The sequence below is a fragment of the Dactylosporangium cerinum genome, from assembly GCF_042653625.1.
In the GTDB taxonomy this organism is placed as follows: domain Bacteria; phylum Actinomycetota; class Actinomycetes; order Mycobacteriales; family Micromonosporaceae; genus Dactylosporangium; species Dactylosporangium cerinum.
In genome coordinates, this window is record NZ_JBHSIU010000068.1 from 75676 (window position 1) to 100477 (window position 24802).

Genomic DNA, 24802 nt, shown 5'->3' on the forward strand with positions numbered 1-24802 from the left:
CCCTGGAAATCAGAGCACTTTGGAAAGGAATTCCCGGGTGCGGGAATGCTGTGGCGCGGTGAGCACCTGGGCCGGCGGCCCTTGTTCGACGACGAGACCCTCGTCGATGAACACGACGGTGTCGGCGACCTCACGGGCGAAGCCGATCTCGTGCGTGACGATGATGAGCGTGGTGCCGGTCGCGGCGAGCTGCCGGATCACCGAGAGCACCTCCCCGACCAGTTCCGGGTCCAGCGCCGAGGTCGGCTCGTCGAAGAGCAGCAGCGTCGGCTCCAGCGCGAGGGCGCGGGCGATCGCGACGCGCTGCTGCTGGCCGCCGGACAGCTGCCGCGGGTACGCGTCGCCGCGGTCACCGAGGCCGACCTTGGCGAGCAGTTCGACGGCCCGCTCGTAGGCGGCGGGCTTGTCGAGCCGCTTGTGCGCGATCAGCGGCTCGGCGACGTTGTCCCGCGCGGTGAGGTTGGGGAAGAGGTTGAAGCTCTGCGCGACGAACCCGATGCGGGTCCGCTGGTGCCGCACCGCGCGCTGGGACAGCTCGTGCAGGTGGGTGCCGCGGACCTCGACACCGATCAGTTCGCCGTGGACCGCGACGTAGCCGAGGTCGGGCTTCTCCAGGTGGTTGATGGTGCGCAGCAGCGTCGACTTGCCGGAGCCGGACGGCCCGATGATCGCCACGACGTCGCCGGGGTTGACGGTGAGGTCGACGCCGTTGAGGACCTCGCGCGTCCCGAACGACTTGTGCACGTTGCGGATCTCCAGGGCCGCGGCCGCGTTCAGTGTGGCCGTCATCTACAAGCCCCTCCGGGTCAGGCGGACGTAGGACGAGGTGGCGAAGTTGCGCAGCCGCTGGATCGGGGTCGGCGGCAGCGCGCGGGCGTTGCCGCGGGCGTAGAACCGCTCGACGTAGAACTGCACGACCGACAGCACGGCGGTGAGGACGAGGTACCAGGTGGCGCCGACGATCAGGATCGGCACGATCGACTCGGGGTGCCGCGACTCCAGCACGTACACCGCGCCGAACAGGTCGAGCAGCGAGACGTAGTACACCAGCGAGCTGGCCTTGATCAGGCCGACGAGCTGGTTGCCGTACGCGGGCACGATGGAGCGCAGCGCCTGTGGCAGCACGATCCGGCGCAGCTGCCGGGCCTTGGAGAGCCCGAGCGCGTTGGCGGCCTCGATCTGGCCGCCCTCCACGGACAGGATGCCGCCGCGGATGACCTCCGCCGCATACGCCGCCTCGTTGAGGCTCAGCGCGATGACGCCGATCGCCAGGGGCGTGAGCGCGCTGGTCTGCACCTCGGCGAAGACCGGGCCCCAGGGGATGCCGACGCCGAGCCGCGGGTAGAAGTACGAGAAGTTGAACGTGATGATCAGCAGCAGTGGCAGCGGCAGCGCGCGGAAGAACCACACGTAGGCCCACGACAGGCCGTTGATCAGCGGGTTCGTCGACAGCCGGCCGAGGGCGACGAGCACGCCGAGGACCAGCCCGACGACCGCGCTCAGGGCGACGACCTGCAGCGTGACCACGACACCGTCGAGGATCGACTCGCGGGTGAAGTACGCCCAGAACTTGTTCCACTCGTAGTGGGAGTTGGTGAAGACACCGACGATGAACTGGGCGAGCACCACGAGCACGGCCGCGCTGACGATCCAGCGCCATGGGCGCAGCCGCGGTGTGACCCGGCGGTGCGCCACCTGCGGGTCGAACCGGGTGACGTGATCGCTGATCGGTGGACGTTCGGACGGCGGTGTCAGCGTTACGGGCTCACTCATGCGAGGGCTCCATCGGGTATGACGGCAGGCCCGCACCACGGGAGCGCGAGCAGTGAAGGGATTCGGGGGTGGCGGTGCGTCCTCGCGGCCGCCTACTGAAACGGTAGGGAGCCTCGTATTAGTTGTCAATCCCTATCGGGTAACTAGTATTTAGGCATCCATGCCCATGCCCCGCAACCGCCCCCCGGGAGGCGCGGAAGGCCCTGGGGAAAATGGTCCGGGCGCAGGTGTCGATTCGGGGTGGTCCCCTTCGTAGCCCTGATGAGAGCCTTTTACCTACGGAGGATCACCATGAAGCCGCTGTACCTGCTGTCCGTGCACACCGTCGAGGGCGAGCAGCCGCTGTCCGACGAGGACACCCGGACCATGTTCCGCGAGACCGGCAGGATCAACGACGAGCTGCGGGCCGCGGGCGCCTGGGTCTTCGCCGGCGGCCTCCTGCCGGTGGACAGCTCCACCGTCGTGCGGATCCAGGGCGGCACCACGACCACCACCGACGGGCCGTTCGCCGAGACGAAGGAGCACGTCGCCGGGTTCTGGGTGATCCGGTGCGCGGACCTGGACGAGGCGCTCGCCTGGGCCGGGAAGTGCGCGGCGGCCTGCTTCGGGCCGGTCGAGGTGCGGCCCTTCGACGAGCTGACCAACGCGTCATGACGGCTCCTGTTGGTGCCGTCCGCCGCGCTGTCCGCAGTCCAGCAGGTCCTTGATCCGGGAGGCGAGGACGAGGTCCATGGCGCCTTCGAGGCGGACGTCGATCGTGTCGGAGGGCTGGGCACGGGTCAGGTGCACGAGCAGCGGCGGGTTACCCGCGAGGGGATACTCGAACCAGGCGCCCACGTCGTCGAGCGCGCCGGTCAGTGCCGCCTCGTCCAGGTCGTCGTAGGCGTACCCGATGCACCGGCCGACCTGCTGGAGCAGCCACACGAGGCGGTCCTCGGCGACCCGCCCGGCGACGTGCCCGATCTCGTCGAGGTCCGCCTTGCCCGGGCCGGTCGGGCTGGGCGGGGTCAGCGTGTCGCACTGCGGGTCGTAGCAGTCCATGCCAAATGCCCCGGCGAGGGTGGGCAGTGCGGCGGTGGCGGGCCAGCGGAACGGGAGCGTGAGCAGGACATACCGGTGGGCGGCGTCGGAAGGTCCCGAAGGCCGCGGCCAGGGCTGGTCGGTGTGCCAGGGCTCGAGGTGGTCGACGACGTCCGGCCAGCGGCGCACGAGCTCGGCGCGGAACGCCAGCACCCGCGGGTCCGGCACCAGCCGGCCGGGACGTCCCTCCGCGAGCCGGTCGGCAGTCCGGCCAGGGTTGCGCGCCGAGCCGGTGGGCCAGAAATACAGGTCGTAGCTCACCCCTGGCAGCCTAGGGGCGGATCCGGACCGGTCGGCCAGCTGGCCAAGGGCCACCGGGATCGTTATCTTCGGGGTCCATGACAGATCCCGACGCAGACGCCGAGCCGCTGCGGGTGCCGCCGTGGCTCGCCGGCCACGTGCCGGCCGCCGGGACGGAGAAGAGCCCGGTCGAGCCGCCGGCGGAGCCCCGTGCCGAGCCCGCCGTGATTGCCGACGAGGCGGAGTGGCCGGCGGCGCCGGACCGGGACGGCTGGCACGCCGCCGACGAGCCGTCCGAGCTGCGCCGCTGGTTCACGCCGTGGTGGCCGCGGCTGATCGTGGCCGGTGTCGCCACGGCGCTGTCGCTGCTGGTGATCCTGCTGGTGTCGGCGCTGCTCGGGGGTGGCGGCGGACCCGATCGCCGGGCCGCTCCCCCGGCCGGGACGCCCACCTGGTCCGACGTCTCCATGCCCGGGCCCGCACCCACCGAGGCCGCACCGGCCGCGTCGGCGCCGTCGACCGCCGCGCCGGCGACCACTGCCTCGCCACGGTCGTCGCCACGGTCGTCGCCGCCGGTGACGTTCGGGCCGGTCACGTTCGAGGCGGAGGCGCCGGGCAACACGCGCGGCGGGTCGGCGTGGGTGGACCGGTATCCGGGTGCGTCGGGCGGCTCGATCGTGCGCAACATCGGCGACTGGGGCAGCCGCGACGGCGACGGGTTCCTGCGCTTCGAGAACGTCGTCGTCCCGGTCGCCGGCACGTACACGTTGCGGCTGTTCCACGTGAACATCGACAACGAGCGGACCCGGACCGCGGTCGTCACCGTGGCCGGACGGGACCCGCAGCGGGTCACGCTCAACGGCGGTTCGACCTGCTGCACCGGCTCGACGCTGAAGGTGCAGCTGCGCAAGGACGGCAACACCATCACCGTGTCCAACCCGGACGGGCACGCGCCGTCGATCGACCGGATCGTGCTGAGCCTGCCCTGATCGGCCTGCCCTGATCGGCCTGCCCTGATCGGCACGGTCAGGACGCGGTCACCGCCAGCAGCGACCAGCGCGCGTGGTAGTCGGGGCCGGTCGAGTGGTGGATGACGGGCCCTGAGCCAGGTGGACACTGCGGTGCCTGACAGTCCGGCCGGTGGCCGGCGACGAGCTGGCTGCGCACGCTCAGCAGCAGCCCGGTCCGGCGCAGCGCGACGACGACGTGCAGCTGCGCCGCCGGGCACCGGTGCCCGAGCTGGAGCAGGTCGTGCACCGCAGCCCGGGCCGGGTGGACGAGGTCCGGCAGGTGCCACGCCGTGCACGCGTCGGCGACGAGGCAACCGGCCAGGCGCAGGGTCTGCGGCCCCGGCGTGAACCACCGGTGCAGCCATCGCCCGGCGCGCGGTGGCTCGCCGGCCGCGGCGACGGCCTCGGCGAGCGTCCGGAACTGCGGCAGCGCCGGGTCCAGCACCCGGATCCGCTGGGTGAGAAGGCCGTGGCCGCCGTGCAGCAGCAGCTCGACGTCCGACGCGGCGGCGTCGCGGTGCATCGCCACGAACGCGGCCGCGGCGGGAGGGTCGGTGAGCTCCAGCCCGGTGATGTCGAGGATGACGGCGATCGGGCACTCGACGAGGCGTTTCTGGACCGCTCTGCGCAGCCGGTGCCGGTTGCGGGCGGTGAGGCGGCCGGCGGCTCGCACCAGCTGAGCGTCTCGGACCAGGAGCGGCTCGACCGAGATGGCCAGGTCTTCCACTTCTTCCACGGATGCTTCCACGGAGATCTCCACGGGACGAGGGGCCGGACCCGCCGCCCAATACCCAGGCACATGCAGCTCAACGCGCGATTCGCGGGTCAGCGGCCGGCACACCCGGACCGGCCGACCGGCGAAGGCTCAGCGCCAGAACCACTTCTGGTTGTCCTGGCCGTTGCACCAGTACAGCTTCACGGGGCTGCCGTTGCCGGTGCGCTGGTCGATGACGTCGGCGCACTTGTCGGCGTTGACGCTGACCAGGTCGTTGGAGGTGTTGAGGCGCCACTGCTGGGCACGGTTACCGCTGCAGTAGGCAACCTGGACGACGGTGAAGACGTCCGTGCCGCCCCAGGCGGCGTCCATGCACAGCCCGACGGAGCGGATCGTGCCGTCGGACAGCGCCTCCCAGTGCTGGACCGCGGAGCCGTTGCAGGTGGCGATGACGAGGGCGGCGCCGTCCTTGCCGGCGGCGGCGCTGAGACACAGGCGGGACTGCACGCCGACGATCGCCCGACCGGGAATCGGCGGCGGGACGGCCTTCTCGGTGGTCTTCGTCGGCGCCGGCGGAGCCACTGCCGGCGGAGCCGCCGCCGTGGTCGTCCCACCGCCCGCCGCGGCACCCGAGCCGCCGGAACCACCCGCCGCCGAGCCCGAGCCGCCGGAACCCGAGCCACCGCCGGCCGCGGAGCCCGAACCACCCGGAACCGAGGCGGCGGAGGTGGGCGTCCCCGATGTGGGACCGGAGGTGACGGCGCCCGGTGCCGGCGTCGCGGACGCGGCAGCGGAGGTCACCGCCGCGGGGCGCGGGACGCCGGCAGGCCCACGTGCGGCGCTCCGGTCGGCACCCGCCGATGAGCCGCCCGGCAGGACGAACGGCAGGGTCGTCGCCGCCAGTACCACACCCACCACCACGAACACACGGGGCGCCGGGACGAACCCCCGGCGGGGCACGGTGGGCCGTCGGGTGAAGGCGTCGGCGAACGGGGACATGGCTGCTCCAGTCGGCTATCGGGTCGGGAGGTCTTCGGGGGCGAGCAGGACGAGGTCGTCGCCGGTGGCGGCGGGGAGTTCGGCGACGCGTTGGGCCTGCCGTTCGGTCATCTCCTGGAAGACCTGGCGGGCGAGGCGGCCGTTGCCGAACCCCTCACCGCGGGGCAGGGCGGTGAAGTAGTCGGCGAGGCCGGCGCGGGAGACGTCGGTGAGTTCGTAGCGGTGCCCGGCGGCCTGGTGCTCGACGATGGAGACCAGTTCGGCGCTGTCGTAGTCGTCGAAGTGCAGCGTGCGGGTGAAGCGGGAGGCGAGGCCGGGGTTGGCGCCGATGAAGCGGTCCATCTCGCCGGGGTAGCCGGCGGCGATGATGACGACGTCGTCGCGGTGGTCCTCCATCATCTTGACGAGGGTGGCGATGGCTTCCTGGCCGAAGTCGTTGCCGCCGAAGCGGGGCACGAGCGAGTAGGCCTCGTCGATGAAGAGGACGCCGCCGAGTGCGCTCGTGACGGCGGCGGCGGTCTTGGGGCCGGTGTGGCCGACGTACTCGCCGACCAGGGCACTGCGGTCCACCTCGATGAGGTGGCCGCGGCGGAGCAGGCCGAGGGCTTTGAGCAGCCGGCCGTACAGGCGGGCGACGGTCGTCTTGCCTGTGCCGGGGTTACCGGCGAAGACGAGGTGCCGGCTCAGCGGCGGGGCGGGCAGGCCGGCCTCCTCGCGGCGGCGGACGGTCTGCATGAGCTTGACGAGAGTGCTCACGTCGCGTTTGACCCGGTCGAGGCCGACCAGTTCGGCGAGTTCACCGAGCAGGTCGTCGAGCGATTCGTCCGGGACGTCACCCCCTGCTGCGGCGTCAGCGGACGGCAGCGCGGGGGCGAGGAGGGCATCGCCGGCGGTGCACTGCGTGAAGGTGGCCTGCGAGCCGGGTTCGGCACTGGTGTCAGGGATCCGGCAGTGCTCGAAGGCAGGGTCGGCGCCGGCACCGACGTGCAGGCCGGCGAATCCGGTGCCGATCACGTCGCACCGCGTGTACTGCCCGCCGGCGCCGGGCGCGACGTAGATGCCGTTCTTCGCGACCCCGTCGACGCGCAGACCGTCGATCTGCGGGCGGGCCCCGGTCCAGGTGACCAGACCCGATCCACCGCCGCCGGTGATGTCGGTGGCGCTCACCCGCACCGCGGCGGCGGTATCGATGACGATGCCCGCCGCTCCGGCGTCGCTGACCCGGCCACCGGCGAGCGTGAGCGAGCCTCCGGCGACCACCTCGACGCCGACCTCCCTCGGCCGCAGGACGGCGCACTGCCGCAGGTCGGCGGGCGCCGAGGAGGCGATCCTGATCCCGGTGGCGACGTCGGCGACGGTGCAGCCGGCGACGGTGAGACTGGCCCGGTCCCCGGCGTGCAGGCCGGTCATGGCGAGCTCGCGCAGGTCGCAGTCGGTGAGTGTGACCCGGGACTGCTCGACGGCGTGCACGCCGTGTTCGGCGCCGCGCAGCACCCGGCAGCCGGTGAGGTGGACGTCGGCGGTGCCGGCGGTGTGCACGGCACTGAAACCGGCGGCGGTGAGCCGGCAACCGTCGAGGACGGCGCGGGCCGCGCCGACCGCGAGCAGCGCGTTGGCCACGGTGTCGCGGACGGTGCAGCCGGTCGCGGTGAGTTCGGCGTCGTCGGCGACGACGAGGCCGCTGGCGCCGGGCGCGGTGATCCGGCAGTCGGTGAGCCGCACCCTGGCGGCCCCGGAGGCCTGGACGGCGGCGGCGCCGGACGTGTCGATGCGGGTCTCCTCGGCGACCGCGGCGGCGGCGTCCTCGACGAGGAGGCCGTTGCGGCCGGCCCGGTCGATCCGGCAGTCGGTGAGGGTGAGCCGGGCAGTGCCACGGACCCGGATCCCGGAGCCGTCGGTGGCGCGGACGAGCAGCCGGGTGGCGGCGAGCTGGGCCGCTCCGGACAGCACGATCCCGACCCCGGCGACGGTGTCGAGGCGCACGTCGTGCCCCTCGGCCTTCACGTCGCCGGCCAGGTGCAGCGCGGTGCCGGCGGCGCCGTGGACGGCGACGTCGCGCAGGACGAGGGCGGCGACGTCGTTGACGGCGCGGGCCTCGATCCGTCCGTTGTGGACCTCGACGTGATCCAGGACGGCGCCGGCACCGTCCAGGACGGACACCGCTGGGCGCGAGGGGTCCAGGCCGCGCACGACGAGCCCGGTGAGGGTGACGGCCGCCGCGGTGAGGGTCACCGGTCCGACCTCGACGCTGCCGGTGCCGTGCTCGGGGCGCAGGTGCACGTCCTGATCGACGTGGACCTCCTCGGGATAGCGGCCCGGGGCGACGGTGATGGTGTCGCCGGGCGCGGCGGCGCGCAGCGCCTCGGTGATGCTGCGGTGGGTGCCGCGGCCGCGTGCGCCGCTGACGGTGAGAACCCTGGTCATCTGGCGTAGTACCAGGGGTTGTCGTGCATGCGGAACTCCTTGAGGAGCTGCGACGTGACCGTCTTCTCGATGATCTTCCAGGGCAGTTGGAACGCGAACTCCGCCAGGCCCTGGCGGTGGAACGCGCGCCCGCCGAGCCCGGAGTTGAACATCGTCTTGGCGATGCTGGTGGTGACCGCGCCGGCGACGCCGGCCGCGGCGGACAGCAGCCCGTCGAAGGCGGCGGCGCCACCGGTGAGGTAGACGGTCTCGCCGTTGGCGTTGGTGATGCCGAAGACGGCGGCGTTCATGCTGCCGTTGACGAACCCGGTGAGCCCGGCGACCGGCACGTTGAACGCGAAGTCGTAGGTGCCTCCGCGCCAGCGGGTCGCGGTCTCGTTGCCGGCCCATTCGTTGGACCAGTGCTTGTCGTGGTTGAGCGGCTTGCGGTGCCAGCCCTTGCCGCCGTCGATGTTGGCGAGACCGGCCTTCCAGTCGCCGGAGCGTTGCATGGCGCCGAACTTGTTGTCGTGCACGAGCGAGCCGACCGCCTGTTTGACGGCCGCGCCGACGGCGGCGTTGGCGAACGCCTTCAGCACGTCCTTGCCGTTGAACTGGGTGCCGGCGATCGCGTCGACGATGCCGTTGACGGCGAGGTTCGCCGCGAACTCGAGCAGGAACTCCTGGGTGAACTCCAGCGCGGCCTTCTGCAGGGCCAGTTTCCAGTACGGCTCGTACAGCGCCTCGGTGTGCGTGCCGAGGCGCAACTCGCCGCCCCATTCCATGCGGTTCGCCTCGCGGATGCGCCGGTTCCAGCCGCGCAGCTCGGTGACACCGCCGCGGTAGTCCAGTTCGCGGCCGACGGACTCCCAGGCGCCGTTGGCGCGTTCGAAGACGTAGCCGTCGTCGGTGCGGCGGGCGATGGTGAGGCCGGTGTTGTCGTACTGGCGCCACTGCCCGCGCCAGGCGTCGCGCTCCAGGAACCCGCCGGGGATCTGCGAGCGTTCGCGGACGGTGGTGCCCATGTCGAACTCGCGCCACGCGCCGGGGGTGGTGAGGTCGTGCTCGCGGATCCGGCCGATCTCCGCGCCCGCCGGGATCTCCCGGACGGTGACGGCCGCGCCGGCGCCGTCGGTGACCTCGTCGCGGAAGCGGGTGGCGCCGCCGAACCAGTCCGCGACCCAGCCGCCGGCCCCGTTGTTGGCGTTGGTGTCCCACCAGCGGCGCAGCGGGTTCGCGCCGGGGGCGGCGGCGACGTTGCCATACTTGTCGACCTTCCGCCAGTGCCACTCGTGGCCGCCGCCGGGCAGGTCGACCCGCCACGAGTCGACATGGCCGCCGCTGTCGAGCATCCGCCGTTCCCGGATGAGGACCTGATGGCCGTCGGCACCGCGGACGGTGTCACGGAACGAGTCGTCGTAGGTGGTGTGCGGGCCGTTGAAGCCGCGCCCGTATTCGCGGGAGCCGGTCTGCCCGGCGCCGTCGCGCCACTGCCAGGTCCGGCTGTCGCTGCGCGCGTCGTAACCGGACCAGCTCCAGTTTCCGGCGCGGTCCGGGGCGTTGGCCTCGACGCGGTGGACGCCGCCGGCGGGGTCGGGCCAGTCGTCGGCGCGGCCGATGACGACACCGTGCGGATCTTTGCGCACCCAGACGCCGGTGCCCTCGTGGGCGGCGCCACGGCTGGCGATGCCGCCGTCGGCGGCGCCTGGCGCGGGCGGGCGGTGGAACTCCTTGATCGAGCCGTCGGCGTAGCCGGCCCGGGCCACGGAGTGCTGCTGGCCGCCGAACTCGTACCAGTTGCCGTTCTGCTGCCCGGCGACGAACCGGTCCTCCCAGATCCGCCCGTCGGGGTGCGGGCCGACGTTGACCCGGTGCCCGGACAGCCGGCCGTTGCCCTCGCTCCACGGGATGCGGTTGGCGTCACGGACCGCGGCCGGCGGCAGGTCGACGACGTCGTGGCCGACCTTGAGGGTGTTGCCGTGGTCGAGTTTCGCGCTGGAACGCACGAACCGGCCGGTGTTGGTGAAGTCGTAGGTGCTGTCGTTCATGCCGACGAACCGGAAGCCCTGCGCCCGCACGTTGCCGTGCTGGTCGAGGCGGCGCCACTCGAAGAGCTGGAAACGGGTGTCGGTGCGCAGGTGCGGGTTGGCGCGGAACACGTCCTCGTCGACGCCGGCGAGGAACTTGCGGGCCCACTGCGGCGGACGCTGCTCCGACCAGCGGCGGGTCTCGAGGCGGTCGCCGGTGGGCAACGACTCCAGCTTGCCGGCGTCCTTGCCGTGCGGGGACTGCGCCTGCCAGGTGTCCCGGCGCACGCCGCCGGCGCCGAGGTCGAACTGCTGATACATGCCGGCGTTGGCGGGCGCGTGTGCGGTGCCCCACTGCCGCTGCACGACGGCGCCCTGGTTGCCGCCCGCCGGGGGCAACCGGTCGGTCCAACCGCCGTCGCGGTCCAGGGTACGGGGGCCGTGGCCGAGCCGGTTGCCGGCGTTGTCGAAGCGGTGCCAGGTCCAGTCGCCGAACGCGCCGCGCAGCCCGACCACGTCGCCGCCGCCGATGCCCTGCCGGATCTCGTGGACGAGCCGGCCGTTGTGGTTGACGTCGCGCCAGCCGACGGCGTTGGTGTCGAAGCGCCGCACGCCGTGGTCCACGACCCGGCCGTCGGCGGTGAGCTGCACCCACTGCGGGCGTTGCGAGGTGCGGCCGAAGTCGCCGTCGATGCGGCGGAACACGTCGAGGGTGGTGCCGCCGGGGATGGGGCGCCGGTCGAAGACCTCGACACCGGCCCGGTTCAGCAGCCGCACCCGGCCGGTGCCGGCGGCGGCCGCGTCGAGGGTGCCGGTGTGGAACGCGCCGGTGGCCGGCAGCGGCAGGCCGTTGTCGTGGAGGCGCCAGGTGCGACCGGCCGCGTCGACGACGAACTGCCGGGTCGTGGGTGCCGCGTCGCGCAGCACGTTGAAGGACTGCTCGAGGAGGTTACCGGCGGCGTCGTACCGGCGGAACTCGCCCGTGTGCAGGCCCAGCTGGTCGGTGATGCGGTAGCCGGCGCCGTCCGGGGCGACCTGCCAGCCATGGAGGCGGACGCCGGTGAGGCTCTCCACGTGCCCGGCACCGCCGGCGGCGGGGTTCACCACGACCCGGTCGGGCTGCCCGGCGAGGTTGCGGCCTGGCGTCCCGGTCTCGATGTGCGCGCCGGCGCCGTCGAACCGTTGGAACGCGTTGCCCGCGGCGGTGTCGGTGATCTGGGTGCCGCCGCCGTGTGCCGCGACCGCGAACCTGGCGTCGGTCACCTCAATACGGCCGCCGGCACCGTGCGCATCCGTCACGAAGAACCGGTTGCCGAGCACGCCCCCGCCGGCGTCGGTCAACGGCCGGCCGGTGGCGGTCAGGGTTCCGGCGTTGTCGAAGCGCTGGAAAGCATGGTGCGCGGCGGTGTCGGTGACCTGGAACCCGCCGCCGCCGTGCGCCGCGACCGTGAACCTGGCGTCGGTCACCTCGATCCGGCCGCCGGCACCGTGCGCATCAGTCACGAAGAACCGGTTGCCGAGGACCCCGCCGCCCGCGTCGGTCAGCGGCCGCCCGGTCGCGGTCAGGGCACCGGCCCCGTCGAAGCGCTGGAACGCGTGGTGGGCGGCGGTATCCGTGATCTGGAACCCGGCGCCGTGCGCCGCCACGGCGTAGCGGGCGTCGGTGACCTCGATGCGGGTGGGGGCGCCGCCGGTCGGCGTGACCAGGAACCGGTCGCCGAGCACGCCACCGCCCGCGTCCCGCAGCGGCCGCCCGGTCTCGGTGAGCGCGCCGGTGCCGTCGAAGCGCTGGAACGCGTGGTGGCCGAGCGTGTCCGTGACCTGGAACCCGCCACCGCCGCGCGCCGCGACGGCGAACCGGGGGTCGGCGACCTCGACGACGGTGCCGCCGGCGCCGTGAGTGACGACGAACTGCCCGCCGATCGGGGTGCCCGTCGCGTCCCGCAGAGGCCGGCCGGTGGCGGTCGCGGCGCCTGCGGCGTCGAAGCGGTGGAACCCGGCGCCGTCGGCGACCTGGAACCCGTTGCCGTGCTGGGTGATCGCGTGCCCGCCGGTGCTCTCGATCCGCACGCCGCCGGCCGCGTAGCCGCCGGTGGGCTCCACCACGAACCGGCCGTCGAGGTCGTGCCCGTCCAGCCCCCGCAGGATCGTGCCGACCTCGGTGAGATCACCGTCGGCGTCGAAGCGCTGGAAGCCGGTGCCGTCGCTGATCTGGTAGCCGCCGTCGTGCTCGGTCACCGTGCGGTTGACGACCACGGCGCCGTCGTCGTCCAGGAGCCGCAGCTGCACCGCGCCGGCGCCGTCGGCGTGCTCCTCGACCCGCAGCCCGAGCCCGCCGCCGTCGGCGCCGCGCAGCACGACGTGCCCGTCGACCGGGGCGCCGGCCCACAGGTCGTTGATCATCTGCGAGAGGTTCTGGCCGCCGCCGAGCATCCGCGGCCGGTCCCGCAGCGAACGGGCGGTCAGCTCGGAGATCCGGGCGTCCATCGCGGCCGGGTTGACGCCAAGGCCGCGCAGGTCGGTCTCCAGGCGCGCGACCCTGGTCAGCGCCGCCTGGTAGGTGCGTTCGGCGTGCACGTGGGCGAGGCCGGGGCCGCTGGAGGACTGGCCGGGCCGGGCCCGGATGTCGTCCCACATCGCCTCGACGCGGCCGAGTTCGTTGCGGGCCGCGGTGTAGGAGCCCCAGGCGTCCAGCCGGTGCCGGCGCAGCGGGTCGTCGAGGGCACCGAACAGCCCGGCGATGCGGTTGCTGTCGCGCTGCCAGGCCGCGTCGAGCTGGGCACCGGTCGGTCGCCCGCTCGCCGGCGGCGGCGGGGTCGTGGCGACGTCCCGGACCGCGGCGCTTCCCGCGTGCGGCGCGCCGCGGCCGATCTGGGTCTGTAGCAGGCCCAGCGCGAGGGTCACGGTGACCGGGTCGACCCCAGCGCCGGCCGCCCCGCCGGGCGGTGGGACGGCGTTGGCTCCGATGTCCTCGCCGGTGCGGCCGACCGGCCCGGGGGCCGGTGGAGGTGCGGCGTGGCGGGCGCTGTCGGCCAGGCCGGTGTGGTCGGCGATCCGCGTGCCGGTGCCGCTGAGGGCCCGGGTGTCGGGCATGTGCACGGTGATCGGCTGGGGTGTGGCGGCGAGCAGTTCGTCCGGCGTCAGGTTTCGAGGTGCACCGAGGTGCGCCCCTGCCGCCGGGCCGCCGCCACCCGGGGTGCCGGCGAGATGTGCCGGGTTGGCGGAGACGCCCGGTGGCGGCCCCTGCATCACGGCGCCGGGCGGCACGTCGAGGCCGTGACCCGCTCCTCCACCTGGCGGCACGTCCAGGCCGCGACCCGTGCCCGGCGGCACGTCGAGGCCGCGGCTCACGGCTGCGCTGGGTGGTGTGTCGAGGCCACGGCCCAGCGCTCCGCCTCCGGCGGAGAGGCCGGTCAGCTCCGATGCGGCGCCGCCGCCGTGCGGCACCGGGGTCGGGGTGGCGTGCAGGGCCTGGACGGTGGTGCCGTGCAGGGCGGGCGGGGCGCCGGCGAGGTGGGCGGGCGCGGCCCCCGGTCCGGTCGGGCCTGCGTGGGCCGAGACGCCGTCGAGGCGGGTGACGACGAGCTGCGACACCGGCGGGGTGTCCAGGTTGCGGCCCAGGGCGCCGAGGTCCTGGGTCACGTGCTGGGCGCCGATCGCGAGGCCGGTGTGGTCGCCGATGCGGGCCCCGGCGCCGTTGACCGCGCCGCCCGGGGTGCCGATCAGCGTGTGCGCCGCCGGTGCCGCGCCGGGATGCTGGGCGAGCAGGTCCATCGCCCCGGCGTGCACCGACTGCGGCGGCGCGCCGAGATGCGTCGCCGGGTTGAATCCAGGGTGGACGGCGGGCAGGCCGGCGGGGCCCAGGTCGCCGAGGGCGACCGGGGCCGGACCGCCGTGGGTGAGGCCGGCGGGTGGGGACACGGCATTGGCGACCACCACCGGTGCGGCGCCCGTGTGGGTGAGGCCCGCCGGCGGCGGCACCGCGTTCGCGAGCACCGGCGAGGCGCCCAGATGGGTCACGGCGGTCGGCGGGGGCACGGCATTGGCGAGGACGCTCGCCGGCGGGACCGCGGTGTGCGTGATCGCGCCCGGCGGGGTCAGGTGGACCGCGCCGGCCATCGACCCGGTCTCACCCAGATGGATCCCACCGAGCAACGTGCTCGGCGGCGGGGCGGTCACCGCGGAGATGCCCGGCAGGTGCAGGTTGCTCCCGGCCCCGGCGTGCTGCGCGGGGGACACCGGCTGCAGGTGGACGCCCGCGCTGACGCCGGTGCCCGGATCGACGGTGTGCAGGACCGGCGCGCCGTTGGTCAGGCCCTCCAGACGCAGCCGGGACAGCGTGTCGACCGGCGACAGCATGATGGTGTCGATGGTGCGCACCGCGTCGGCGCTGAAGTGGAAGCCGTCGCCGATGGTGGAGTGCAGCTGCAGCGTCGGCGGGGTCGGTGTGATCCGGCCGAGGCCCTCGAACGAGCCGACGTGCGCGGTCTCGATCCGCGGCGGGACGGCGAGGTTACTGGTGCGCACGTCGTTGAGGTCGAGGTGGACCCCACCGCCGCCGCTCTCGGGGACGAAGACGTGCGGGCGGGGCAGGCCGTACAGGTGGTTGCCCATGATCCCGCGGTCGACGACGGCGAGCTTCATCGCCTTCCACACGCCGAGGTGCAGTTCGTCGGCCTCGGCCGGCAGGAACAGCCGCAGCCAGCGGTTGCCACCGAACTCGGTCTTCAGGAACTGCCAGGTGCTGGAGCCGAACTTCGCGACCATCGACGGGATGCCGGTCGCGAACGCCTGGATGCCCTTGACCCCGTTGACGATGAACAGGCCGGTCTTGGACAGGGCGATGCCGGCCAGGCCGGGCAGGTCGGTGATGCCGTTGCGGACCCAGAGGGCGCCGTTGCGGACCCAGGTCCCGGCCACGGTCGCGATGTCGTGCAGGCTCGGGAAGATCACGAACGGGTGGCTGATGATGCCGCGGAAGGCGTTGCCGAAGAACTTGAACACGGCGAACGCGCCGGCCTTGATGCCGGCCCAGGCGAACTTCGCGCCCGCCGCGATCAGCTGGAAGATCGGCACGGCGCGGGTGGTCGGGGCGAGGATGCCCAGGGCGGAGAGGAAGAACTCCAGGGCGGTGGCGTTGCCGTGGGCGAAGTCGACCGCGGTCTTGATGAACAGGGCCAGGTTGACGCCGATGGCGACGAGCGCGATCGGGCCGCCGAAGACCAGCGCCGGCAGGATCAGGGCGATCGCGATCCACTTGAAGATCTCCCAGAACTCCTCGCAGCCGGAGACGGGCTGCTTGATGTTCTGATACGCCTCGACGATGCGGCTCGAAGCGCTGTCGGCGGCGGTGCGCTGGTGCTCGCCCGCGGTGCGGGCCGTGTCGGTGAGCGCCTGCCGGCCGGGGTCGTCCTCGGCCATGCCGCGGGCCTGGGTGAGGGCCTGGTCGGCGCGCCACTGCTCGTCGCGCATCACCGCCACGTAGGTGGTGAGTGCCGTGGTGGACCACTCGAACGCCTCGGCGAGGCTCTGCACGAAGCCGCGGAGCCGGCCGCTGATCTTCTCCCGGAGCGCCTCGGCGGTCTTGCCGGCGAACGCCTCCGGGCCGGCGGTGTCCAGGACGGCGGCGAGCGCGGTGTCGACCTCCCGGGCGACGGTGCCGAGGTTCCGCAGCGAGGCGATGACCTCGTCGATACGGGCGGGGTCGCCGGGGGTCGGGTCGGCGCCGAGGCCGACCTTGTCCCAGTCGGTGGGTCGTGGCACGCGGGCAGCCCCCTCTCACCGGATCTGCATGACCACGTGTGAACCCGCCGGACGGTTCACACGTGGTCTGGGCGGGACACGAGCGGAACCACGAGAGGAGGCCGCGGTGCCCGACTTCGCCATCGACTACGGGCTGTTGCACGAGGCCAAGAAGGACCTGCACGATCTCGCCGACCGGATCGGGCCGAAGCTCGGCGACACGGCGTTCTCGCAGGTCGGCAGCATCGAGTACGAGGACTCCGACGCGGTGTTCGGCAACGACGGGCTGGCTGAGTCGTTTCGCAGCCTGTACCGGATCGCCCAGCACCCGATGAGCAAGGCCGAATCCGACCTGCGGGAGCTCGGCGACATCTTCGGCGCGGTCGCCGACGGCTACTTCGACGTCGACGCCCAGATCGCCAACGGGATGGGCATGATGGGCGCCAGCCTGGACCTGGACCGGTGGAAGGACGACAAGGCCGCCTGGGACTACCTGCAGGCACATCGGGGTGACTGCGTCCCGGGGCCGGACGGGTCGATGCCGGGATTCTGCTCCGCGACCGACCCCGGGCCGCCGCCGACGGACTCGACGATCACGACCGAGACCGGGTCGGTGCACACCCACCTCACCCTCGACGAGAACAACAACGTGATCAAGGAGGAGACCACGGTCGTCAACGGCGACCAGCGGTACACCTCGACGACCACGTACACGCCGGATCACAAGTCGTACACGACGGACACCACGTACAGCGACGGCAGCACGACGCACTCCGTGACGACGACGGGCGAGCACGGCTCGTCGGTGACCGACACGACGTCCGGCGACGGCTCGACCACGCACACGGTGATCGCCCTGAACGAGGGCGGCGGCGGCACCATGACCGTTACCGAGAGCAATGGCACCGTGACGAAATACACGCGCGGCGATCAGTACGCGCGGTGGGACGAGGTCGAGAAGACCACCCCCGAGGACGACACCGACTACTCCAGCTATCCGACCGCCGTCTGACCGCTGTCCGACCGAAGGAGCCCGCGATGCCCAACATCTCACTCGACTACGACAAGATCGAGGCGACCTCGACCCGCCTCGACGGCGCCGTCCGCGACATCCTGCCGATGCTGGAGTCGCTGCGCAGCGACGTGTCCAACCTGCTCGAGGACGGCCTGGTGTTCCAGCAGTCCAGCCCGGCGATGAAGGAGTCCTACGACAAGTTCAACACCAGCCTCCTCGCCGCGATGAAGGGCATCAACGACTTCGCCAAGCAGTTCCGCGACATCCGCACCTCGATGGAGGAGATGGACGTCGACATGGCCGGCAAGATCCGCTCCGCCGGCTCCTGACCCACCGGACCGCGGCGGCCCGTTGCGGCCGCCGCGGGCCGGCCCGGGGTCAGATCAGCGCCGCGGCGAGGGCGCGGAACGCCCGGGCCGGGAACACCGTGGCGGTGCCGCCGTTGAGGACCTGGATCGCCACCTCGTCCGCGCCGGCCTGGTAGTGCTGTTCGATCCCGGCGGCGACCTGCTCGACCGTGCCCCAGGGGATGACCGCGTCGACGAGGCGATCACTGCCGCCGCCGGTCAGGTCGTCCTCGGTCCACCCGAGCCGGCGCAGGTTCCTGGTGTAGTTGGGCAGTTCGAGGTATCCGGCCATGTACTGGCGGGCGGTTGCGCGCGCGGTTGCCGCGTCCGGGTCGACGACGACGGCGACCTCCGGAGCGAGCAGCCGGTCGGGGCCGAGGACCGCCCGCGCCTCCGCGGTGTGCTCGGCGGTGACGAAGTACGGGTGCGCGCCGGCCGAACGGTCACGGGCGAGTTCCAGCATCCGCGGCCCGAGCGCGGCCAGGACCCGCCGGTCGGCCGCGACGCCGGCCGCGTCGAGGGCGTCGAGATACTCCACCATCTTCGAGTACGGCTTGCGGTACGCGTCGCCCTTCGCCTCGACCATGGATGCGTGACTGGCGCCGAGACCGGCCAGGAACCTGCCGGGATGGGTCCGCTCCGCGTCGCTCGTGAACGCCGCCACCTCGGCCGGCGGCGCGTGCCAGATGGAGAGGATGCCCGGGGCCACCCCGATACGTTTGGTCCCGTCCAGGATGTCCCGGAAGCGCGGGGGGACGCCGGCCCCGAACCCGGCCGAGAACCAGATCCGGGAGTAGCCGAGCCCCTCCAGTTCGGTCGCGGCGTCGAGGGCCGCGGTCAGGTCCTCGCTGCGGAGGAAGAACGGTTGCCACACACTGACGAGTCGGGCCGCCATGCCGGATCAGCTCCTCTGAGACGCTGGCGCAATTATCGCCACCGGCACACGTTCCCGGCACGACCTTCGTGCGTCCAACGCCAGAACCACCCCGCCGCTCAGTCGCGGAGGACCGTGAGGGGGACCTGCACGGCGAGCGCGGTGCCGGCCGGCCCGGACGTGTACGCCCGGCCGACCGGGGCGGCGCCGCGGACCTGGCTGGAGGTGAGCCGGGCGCCGATCGCGTCGCCCTCCGTGACGGACCGGGGGGCCAGCAGCAGCCCGCGCCGGGCCCGGCGGGCCGCGGTGAGCCAGGCGCCGAGGCCGATCGACAGCGCGTCGGCCGCGCCGGCGTACACGACGCATTGCCCGTGGTCGCGGCCCGACGTCGCGACCGCCCGGAGCACCTTGTCCGCCGCGGGGGTGGTGAGCAGGTCGGCGTCGTCCACCAGGACCACCGCCGGGGCCCGCAGCTCGGCCAGCGCGGCCTGCACGGCGTCGTTGCCCGGGTCCGGGTCGGTGAACAGCCGGACCTGGGCGTGCCGGGCGAGGGCCCGCAGCGGCGACTCCCGCGGGGTGAAGACGATCAGTCCGGTGCCGCCGGCGAGCAGCGACACGGCCAGGGTGGCCAGGACGTTGCTGCGGCCGGTGCCGGGTGGGCCGCCGACGTAGAACGCCGACGTGGTGGCGAGGTCGACGCCGACCGCGGTGCCGTCGTCACCGCCGACGCCGAGCAGCCCCCACATCGGGCGCCGCAGCGCCGCGGGGACCTGCTCGTAGGCGTCGGTGAACGCGACGCTCGCCGGCAGCCCGGCGACCGTGAACGGCCTGTCCTCGGCCGCGGACGAGGTTGCCGCGGCGCCGATCCTGCGCAGGGCGGCGGCCTGGGCCTGGCCGCTGTCGTCGGGGTCCAGGAGCGCGACCTGCGTCTCGGTGCGGGACAGCACGTGCCAGCCCCGACCGGCCGGGATCGTCGCCGGGACCTTGCTCGGCAGGATGCCGACGAGCTGGTAGTCGTTGCGGTCGGCCTGGCGCAGCAGCAGCTTGTGGTCGTTGTGCGCGGCGAGCCGCCCGCCCAGCAGGGCCCGCTCGGAGGTGGCGATCACGTGGATGCCGGCGGCGGCGCCCTCCCGCACGATGCGGGTCACGTCGCCGAGGAGCCGGCCCTGGTCGTGCTCGTCGAGGACGGGGGCGAGGGCGTCCCAGCCGTCGATGAACAGCAGGATGTGTGGTGGCCGCTCGGTGGCGGGCACCCGGCGGCGCAGCTCGACGAGCCCGGCGCAACTGAGCGCGGCGCAGCGTTCCTGCCGTTCGGTCAGCTCGCGGCCGAGCCGGCGCAGGAGCCGTTCGAGGCGTTCCATGTCGTGCCGGGACACGACCCCGCCGCAGTGCGGTAACGCCTCCAGGGCCGTGAGGCCACCGCCGGCGGCGTCGATGCCGTACAGGTGCACGTCCCGGACCCTGGCCCGCTGCGCGGCGGCGCCCGCGATGGTCCGCAGCACCTGGGTGCGGCCGGAGCGCGGCGCACCGATCACGTAGAGGTGGCCGAACGTGCCGAGGTCGACGGTCGCGACCCGGCGCTGCTGGAGCTGTGGGACGTCCTCGAGGGCGTACGGGATCAGCGGGGGCACGCTCTCATGCACCGCACCCTCCCGCCGCACCGCCAGCTCGGAGAGCAGCGCCCGGTCCTGCAGCGCCGGCAGCCACGGGCTCGGCTGCGCGACGAGGTCGGCGAGACCGCCGGCGGCCGCGACGACCGTGGCGACGAATGCCTGCAGGTCCGTCGGGACGATGGCGGCGGGGGCGTGCGGGTCGAGGTCGGGGGCGGGAAGGTCGACCGGGCGGCCGAGGCGCTGCCAGGACAGCTCGGCGGTGCGCAGCGGCGCCGCCGCGACGGGTGCGGCGCCGTCGGGGTGCCGGCCGGCGCCGACCCAGGCGGCCTGGAACGGCACCGCGGTGCGGTGCCCGGCGCGGACCAGGGCGCGGCCGGGGTTGCCGGGTGAGATGTTGACGGCCTCGCCGGTGTCGATGATGTCCTGGCTCTCGACGGTGTCGGTGACCCGCAACGCGATCCGCAGGTTGGTGTTGGCCTTGATGTCGGGGGTGACCGCCCCGGCGGGCCGCTGGGTGGCGAGGATCAGGTGGATACCGAGGGACCGGCCGCGCTGGGCGATGCCGATCAGGCCGGGCACGAAGTCGGGCACCTCGCGCACGAGGGTGGCGAACTCGTCGATGACCAGCAGCAGCCGCGGCAGGCGGGGCAGCGACGGGTCCACGGCCCGTTTCGCGCGGTAGGCGGGCAGGTCCTTGCACTCCGCGTCGGCCAGGATCCGTTCCCGGCGGCGCAGTTCGGCGCCGAGGGACTCCATCGCCCGCTGGACGAGGTGCGCGTCGAGGTCGGTGACCATGCCGAGGGTGTGCGGCAGTTCGGCGCACTCCCGGAACGCGCTGCCGCCCTTGTAGTCGACGAGGACGAAGGTCAGTTCGTCGGGCCGGTTCGCGGCGGCGAGCGACGCCACGAACGCCTGCAGCAGCTCCGACTTGCCGGATCCGGTGGTGCCGGCGACGAGCCCGTGCGGGCCGTCGCGGACCAGGTCCAGGGCCAGCGGGCCGTCGTAGCCGCGGCCGAGCATGAAGGTGGTGCTCGCCGGCCGCCGCTCCCACCGGCGCAGCAGCTCGGCCGGATCGGGCGGCTCGAGGTCGAGCAGGTCCAGCAGCCGCACCTCGCGGGGCAGCCCGGCGTCGTGTTCGGGGCTGACGTCGCGCAGCGGGGCGAGGGCGCGGGCGAGCCGCTCGCACCAGTCGACGTCGACGAGGTCGGCGCGGACGCCGGTGAGGTCGGCGTTGCCGGTGCGGCGCAGGGTCACCGTCGTCGCGGCGGCCACCACGACGGCGGTGCACTCCTCCGGCAGGAGGCGTTCCTGCTCGTCGAGGCAGATGCTGAACAGCCGCACCCGGGGCCCGGCGGTGAGCAGCTGCACCACCCCGGGCACGTCCCGCAACTGCCGGGCGCCGTCGAGGATGACGAGCACGTCAGGGTCGGTGAACATGGCCTTGCCCAGCGACGAGCCGAGCGCCCGCTGCCGGGCCTGCAGCTGGGCGACGAGCTCGGCGACGCGGTTGGCGACGCTCTCCGGGTCGTTGCCGACACTGACCATCGGCCCGCCCCCACCGCCGGCCGGCCGCAGGTGCGGCAGCCAGCGGACCCAGCTCCAGCCGTCGCTGCGCTGCGGCTCGGTGAGCACCACGACGCGCAGGTCCCGGGGGCTGTGCAGCACGGCGCTCTGCGCGACGAACCACCGCGCCAGGGCCTGCACCGGCGCGACCGGCCCGGCGACACCGACGACGCCGTACTCGGCGAGCTCGAGGCCGACCGGCACGTCGCGGATGTTCCAGCGCACCGTGCGGTGGTTCTCGTCGCGGCCGGGGTCGTCGATCTCCTTCACCGACGGCAGGTCCGCGGTGCCGAGCCGCACCAGCAGATGGTCGGGGTCCCGCCGGCGCCGCTCCCACAGCCGCACGCCGGGCCCGGTCGCGACGAGGCCGAGGGTCGCCGGGTCGGGCCCGGTCACGCACCGCACGTGCCGTTCCTGCCGGACCGCTTCGTGGATCTCCCGCTGCAGGGAGTCCATCCGCAGCCGGTACCGCCGCCACTGGTCCTCGTGCTGTTTGCGGTTGCCGCGCCGCCCCACCATCCAGTTGGTGATCGCCATGACCGGGGTGAACAGAATGAAGACCAGGTAGAAGTACGACCGGAACACCCCGACGAGGACGAGCCCGAGCACGATGGGAGCGATGAGCATCAGCAGCGGGAACGGTTGCCGCGGCGGGCGGGTCGGCGGGTTCGGCAGCCGCACCCGCTCGGCGTCCAGGTGCGGCGCGATCCGCGGCGGCCGGTTGTAGTCCAGCGCGATCCCGTCGGCAGCCTCGGTGATCGCCGCGTCCGCGACCACGGGCGCCACGAGCCGCAGCAGCACCGGCCCGACGGCCAGGTCCGTGCCGGCCTCCCAGCGACTGCCGTGCTGGTCGTCCTGCTGCGCGTCCGGTACGGCCGGCCGCTCCCCTCCCTCGAGCGTCATCCCGGTGTCCGGGTCGAACGCGTACGGCGGCTCCACGACAGCGGGCCGGACCTCGCCGTCCTCGCCGCCGGACTCCCGGTGCCAGGTCACGGTGCCCCGGGTCGACACGGTCACCCAGAGCCCGCGGGCCGGCGCGTCGGGGCCGTCGACGCGGATCGCGCAGTGCCCTGCGGTGCCGACCTCCCAGCTGCCCGCGGTCAACAGCCAGCTCCGTCCGGCGGCCGGGCCGGACACGACGTGGACCTCGGCGAGGACGGGCCCGGCGTCGGGTGACGGGACCCGGACCTGATCCCGTTGCCGGACGGGCCGGCCGAGGCCGAGGACGGTCCCGGATCTGATGCCGGAGCCGTGCACGGCGGCGGTGAGCGGCACCTCGGCACCGGCGAGGAAGATCTTCCTCGCCGGACCGGCACCGGCGAGGAACCTGCCGGGCCCGTCGTCGGCGGGCCGGTCGAGCGCGGCGCTGAGCTCGGCGACGGTGCACCCACCGGGCAGGTCGACGAGGTGGTCCCGGCGCGTCCCGTCGATCCCGTCGACGGTGCTGAGGGTGAGGTTCACGGCAACTCGCCTCTCGTGGCCGCCCGGGCGCCTTCCCCGAGGCCGGCGGAAACCCCGAGCGCGGTGGGCCCGGGCTCGTCGAACTCGTCCTCGCCGGGCCCGCCCGCCGGCGGTTCGCCGGCGTGGGCGGCCCGCGGCGACACCGGAGGCCGGGCCGGGCCGGCCGCCGTCGCCGCAGCCGGTGCCGACACGGGCGGGGCGGTCGCGGGCGGGGCGGTCGAGGTCCGGGGCGCCGGCGCGGTGGGAGCGGTCCGCTGAGGTGGGAGGTTGTCGAGCAGCGCGACGAAGGCGTCCTCGTCGAGGGCCGGGCCAGTGGCCGGCCGGCGAGGTGCCGGCGGGATGGTGCCCAAGGTGCGGGCGACCGACCTCGGCAGCGGCGTGACGTCCAGGACGAGGGGGGTGCCGAGCGGGCGTACGAGACCTGCGCGATCCGCGACGAGCAGCCTGGCCCGGCCGCGTGCCCCGCCGAGCTGGACGGTGCGCAGGTCCGGGCGGGTGACGTCCGGTACGCCGGCGGAGATCAGGAACTCGGTCGCGGTGGTCGTGGTCGCGCCCTCGAAGCGGGGATGGACGCCCGGGCCGATGGTGACGGTGCCGTCCGGCTGGCGCACCTCCAGCTGGGCCGCGACGGACTGGACGAGGGCGAGGGCGGTGCGTTCGTCACCGGTCGTGGCGTGGGTGGCGGGGCCGGCGGCCAGGTCGAGGAAGACGGCACCGCCGCGCAGGTCCTCCACGCCGGCCGCGACCAGCACCGGGCCGGCGCCACCGGGCGCGGCCGGGTCGATCGGCGTCCACCAGAGCAACGGGTCGTCCTCGTCGACCGTCCAGGCCGGGTCGTCCGGCGCGGCGCAGGGCGCGCCGGTCAGGTACACGCCGACCGAACCGCCCGAGACGATCGCCGCGTAGGGCTGCCGGCCGGGTGCCGGGACCTCGCACAACGCGGTCTCGACCGCTGACCAGGTCTGCGGGTCGGCGAGCAGGCGGCGCAGCAGCTGGAGCCGCCGCCGGTACCGCCACCACCGGCGCACCGGACGGACGAACGCCGCCGCGGTCTGCCGGACCTCGCGCGCGAGGCGGCGCCGCACGACCCGCCATCCGCCGGCGCGGCGCACGGAGCGTTGCAGCAGGACCAGGGCGAGAATGAGCAGGCCGAGCCCGCCGAGCAGGGCACTGATCGGGCCGCGCTGCTCGGAGAGGAAGGACGTCATGCGGCCTCTCCAAGTGCGACCCGCATGGCCCGCAGGGCATGGTGGGTGCGGGACTTCACGGTGCCGCGGGGGATGCCGAGGGCGTGGGCGGTGTCGTCGCCGCCGCGCCCGAGCAGGTGGACGTGCACCAGGATCTCCCGGTGCTGCGCCGGCAGCTGCCGCAGACCGTGGAGCAGGAGGTGCCGGTCGGCGACGGTCTCGGCCAGGTCGCTGCGGTCGGCGCGTTCGGGGAACAGGTCGGCGGCGATGCCGATCGGCACACTGCGGTCCTTGCGCCAGGCGTCGACGACGAGATTCCGCGCGATCCGGAACAGCCATTGCCGGATCGGGCGTTGGGCCCAGTCGAGCTGGTCGGCGTGCTGCCACGCGCGCAGCAGGGTCTCCTGGACGATGTCCTCGGCCTGGTGCAGGTCGGGGGCGACGAGCCTGGTCACGTAGCGGTGCAGGACGGCGCGCTGGTCACCGAGGTCGCGGGCCGCGTCGGCAGAACTCACGTTGGGCGCAGCCTTCCGGTGCATCGTGCTGAACGCCCGGTCTTCGTTCGTTGGGCGCTTCCGCGCCCACACTGGCAGCGCCGGATTGCCTACGACTAGCGAAAGGTGAACACAGCGTGTCCGTTCATCGACTGATACCGATCATCGGCCGACGCCGGCCGGGCGGGTGACGCGGCGGCGCGCTGTCCGATCAAGGACGCCGGCGCGAGTGCGGTAAACCGGGACGGTGACTGGGGCG

General features: G+C 73.7%; 15 protein-coding genes. 4 read left to right on the forward strand and 11 right to left on the reverse strand.

What is annotated here, in order from left to right; translation table 11 throughout:
* Positions 1-9 precede the first annotated feature (9 nt).
* Complete coding sequence (locus ACFPIJ_RS45540) at positions 10-789, reverse strand: amino acid ABC transporter ATP-binding protein (RefSeq protein ID WP_380125587.1); 780 nt, start codon at positions 787-789, stop codon at positions 10-12.
* Positions 790-1773, reverse strand: coding sequence for an amino acid ABC transporter permease (locus tag ACFPIJ_RS45545; RefSeq protein WP_380125589.1), 984 nt, complete (start codon positions 1771-1773; stop codon positions 790-792).
* Between the two features lie 291 nt (positions 1774-2064).
* Here ACFPIJ_RS45545 and ACFPIJ_RS45550 point away from each other — a divergent pair, with 291 nt between their 5' ends.
* A complete protein-coding gene (locus tag ACFPIJ_RS45550) occupies positions 2065-2427 on the forward strand; it encodes a YciI family protein (protein ID WP_380125591.1) in 363 nt (120 codons plus the stop codon).
* Here ACFPIJ_RS45550 and ACFPIJ_RS45555 read toward each other — a convergent pair.
* Positions 2422-3114, reverse strand: a complete 693-nt coding sequence (locus tag ACFPIJ_RS45555; protein WP_380125593.1) for a hypothetical protein — start codon at positions 3112-3114, stop codon at positions 2422-2424. The genes ACFPIJ_RS45550 and ACFPIJ_RS45555 overlap by 6 nt on opposite strands.
* A gap of 77 nt (positions 3115-3191) precedes the next feature.
* Between ACFPIJ_RS45555 and ACFPIJ_RS45560 the strand changes: the two genes are divergently transcribed.
* Complete coding sequence (locus ACFPIJ_RS45560; RefSeq protein WP_380125595.1) at positions 3192-4082, forward strand: carbohydrate-binding protein; 891 nt, start codon at positions 3192-3194, stop codon at positions 4080-4082.
* Positions 4083-4119: 37 nt separating this feature from the next.
* Here the strand turns inward: ACFPIJ_RS45560 and ACFPIJ_RS45565 are convergent, their stop codons facing one another.
* From ACFPIJ_RS45565 to ACFPIJ_RS45580, 4 genes are all read right to left on the reverse strand, one after another.
* Positions 4120-4851, reverse strand: coding sequence for an STAS domain-containing protein (locus ACFPIJ_RS45565; RefSeq protein ID WP_380125597.1), 732 nt, complete (start codon positions 4849-4851; stop codon positions 4120-4122).
* 117 nt (positions 4852-4968) lie between these two features.
* Positions 4969-5817, reverse strand: a complete 849-nt coding sequence (locus ACFPIJ_RS45570) for a ricin-type beta-trefoil lectin domain protein (RefSeq protein ID WP_380125599.1) — start codon at positions 5815-5817, stop codon at positions 4969-4971.
* A 15-nt stretch (positions 5818-5832) separates the two neighbouring features.
* Positions 5833-8241: a right-handed parallel beta-helix repeat-containing protein gene (locus ACFPIJ_RS45575; RefSeq protein WP_380125601.1), complete on the reverse strand. Its 2409-nt coding sequence runs from the start codon at positions 8239-8241 to the stop codon at positions 5833-5835.
* Positions 8238-16010, reverse strand: a complete 7773-nt coding sequence (locus tag ACFPIJ_RS45580) for a hypothetical protein (protein ID WP_380125603.1) — start codon at positions 16008-16010, stop codon at positions 8238-8240. The genes ACFPIJ_RS45575 and ACFPIJ_RS45580 overlap by 4 nt, the downstream gene beginning before the upstream one ends.
* A 106-nt stretch (positions 16011-16116) precedes the next feature.
* On the opposite strand from ACFPIJ_RS45580, the gene ACFPIJ_RS45585 reads away from it, so the two are divergent.
* Both ACFPIJ_RS45585 and ACFPIJ_RS45590 read left to right on the forward strand, forming a co-directional pair.
* On the forward strand, positions 16117-17001 hold the full coding sequence (locus ACFPIJ_RS45585; RefSeq protein ID WP_380125605.1) for a hypothetical protein: 885 nt from the start codon (positions 16117-16119) through the stop codon (positions 16999-17001).
* A 26-nt stretch (positions 17002-17027) separates the two neighbouring features.
* The gene (locus ACFPIJ_RS45590; RefSeq protein ID WP_203844309.1) at positions 17028-17333 is read left to right on the forward strand and encodes a WXG100 family type VII secretion target; all 306 of its coding nucleotides are present in this window, start codon (positions 17028-17030) and stop codon (positions 17331-17333) included.
* A 49-nt stretch (positions 17334-17382) separates the two neighbouring features.
* On the opposite strand, the gene ACFPIJ_RS45595 is transcribed toward ACFPIJ_RS45590, so the two are convergent.
* From ACFPIJ_RS45595 to ACFPIJ_RS45610, 4 genes are all read right to left on the reverse strand, one after another.
* Entirely contained in the window at positions 17383-18246 is an 864-nt protein-coding gene (locus tag ACFPIJ_RS45595; protein ID WP_380125607.1) for a TIGR03620 family F420-dependent LLM class oxidoreductase, read from the reverse strand.
* Between the two features lie 98 nt (positions 18247-18344).
* A complete protein-coding gene (locus tag ACFPIJ_RS45600; RefSeq protein WP_380125609.1) occupies positions 18345-22862 on the reverse strand; it encodes an FtsK/SpoIIIE domain-containing protein in 4518 nt (1505 codons plus the stop codon).
* Positions 22859-24070 (reverse strand): hypothetical protein, encoded by a 1212-nt coding sequence (locus ACFPIJ_RS45605; RefSeq protein ID WP_380125611.1) that lies wholly within the window; start codon positions 24068-24070, stop codon positions 22859-22861. Before ACFPIJ_RS45605 ends, ACFPIJ_RS45600 begins: the two co-directional genes overlap by 4 nt.
* Positions 24067-24564 (reverse strand): sigma-70 family RNA polymerase sigma factor, encoded by a 498-nt coding sequence (locus tag ACFPIJ_RS45610; RefSeq protein WP_380125613.1) that lies wholly within the window; start codon positions 24562-24564, stop codon positions 24067-24069. The genes ACFPIJ_RS45605 and ACFPIJ_RS45610 overlap by 4 nt, the downstream gene beginning before the upstream one ends.
* Positions 24565-24802 lie beyond the last annotated feature (238 nt).

What these genes read in the sequence shown, in the direction of transcription:
- ACFPIJ_RS45540 (WP_380125587.1), bottom strand. Translation starts at nt 789, where the DNA reads ATGACGGCCACACTGAACGCGGCCGCGGCCCTGGAGATCCGCAACGTG.
- ACFPIJ_RS45545 (WP_380125589.1), bottom strand. Translation starts at nt 1,773, where the DNA reads ATGAGTGAGCCCGTAACGCTGACACCGCCGTCCGAACGTCCACCGATC.
- ACFPIJ_RS45550 (WP_380125591.1), top strand. Translation starts at nt 2,065, where the DNA reads ATGAAGCCGCTGTACCTGCTGTCCGTGCACACCGTCGAGGGCGAGCAG.
- ACFPIJ_RS45560 (WP_380125595.1), top strand. Translation starts at nt 3,192, where the DNA reads ATGACAGATCCCGACGCAGACGCCGAGCCGCTGCGGGTGCCGCCGTGG.
- ACFPIJ_RS45570 (WP_380125599.1), bottom strand. Translation starts at nt 5,817, where the DNA reads ATGTCCCCGTTCGCCGACGCCTTCACCCGACGGCCCACCGTGCCCCGC.
- ACFPIJ_RS45575 (WP_380125601.1), bottom strand. Translation starts at nt 8,241, where the DNA reads ATGACCAGGGTTCTCACCGTCAGCGGCGCACGCGGCCGCGGCACCCAC.
- ACFPIJ_RS45590 (WP_203844309.1), top strand. Translation starts at nt 17,028, where the DNA reads ATGCCCAACATCTCACTCGACTACGACAAGATCGAGGCGACCTCGACC.
- ACFPIJ_RS45595 (WP_380125607.1), bottom strand. Translation starts at nt 18,246, where the DNA reads ATGGCGGCCCGACTCGTCAGTGTGTGGCAACCGTTCTTCCTCCGCAGC.
- ACFPIJ_RS45605 (WP_380125611.1), bottom strand. Translation starts at nt 24,070, where the DNA reads ATGACGTCCTTCCTCTCCGAGCAGCGCGGCCCGATCAGTGCCCTGCTC.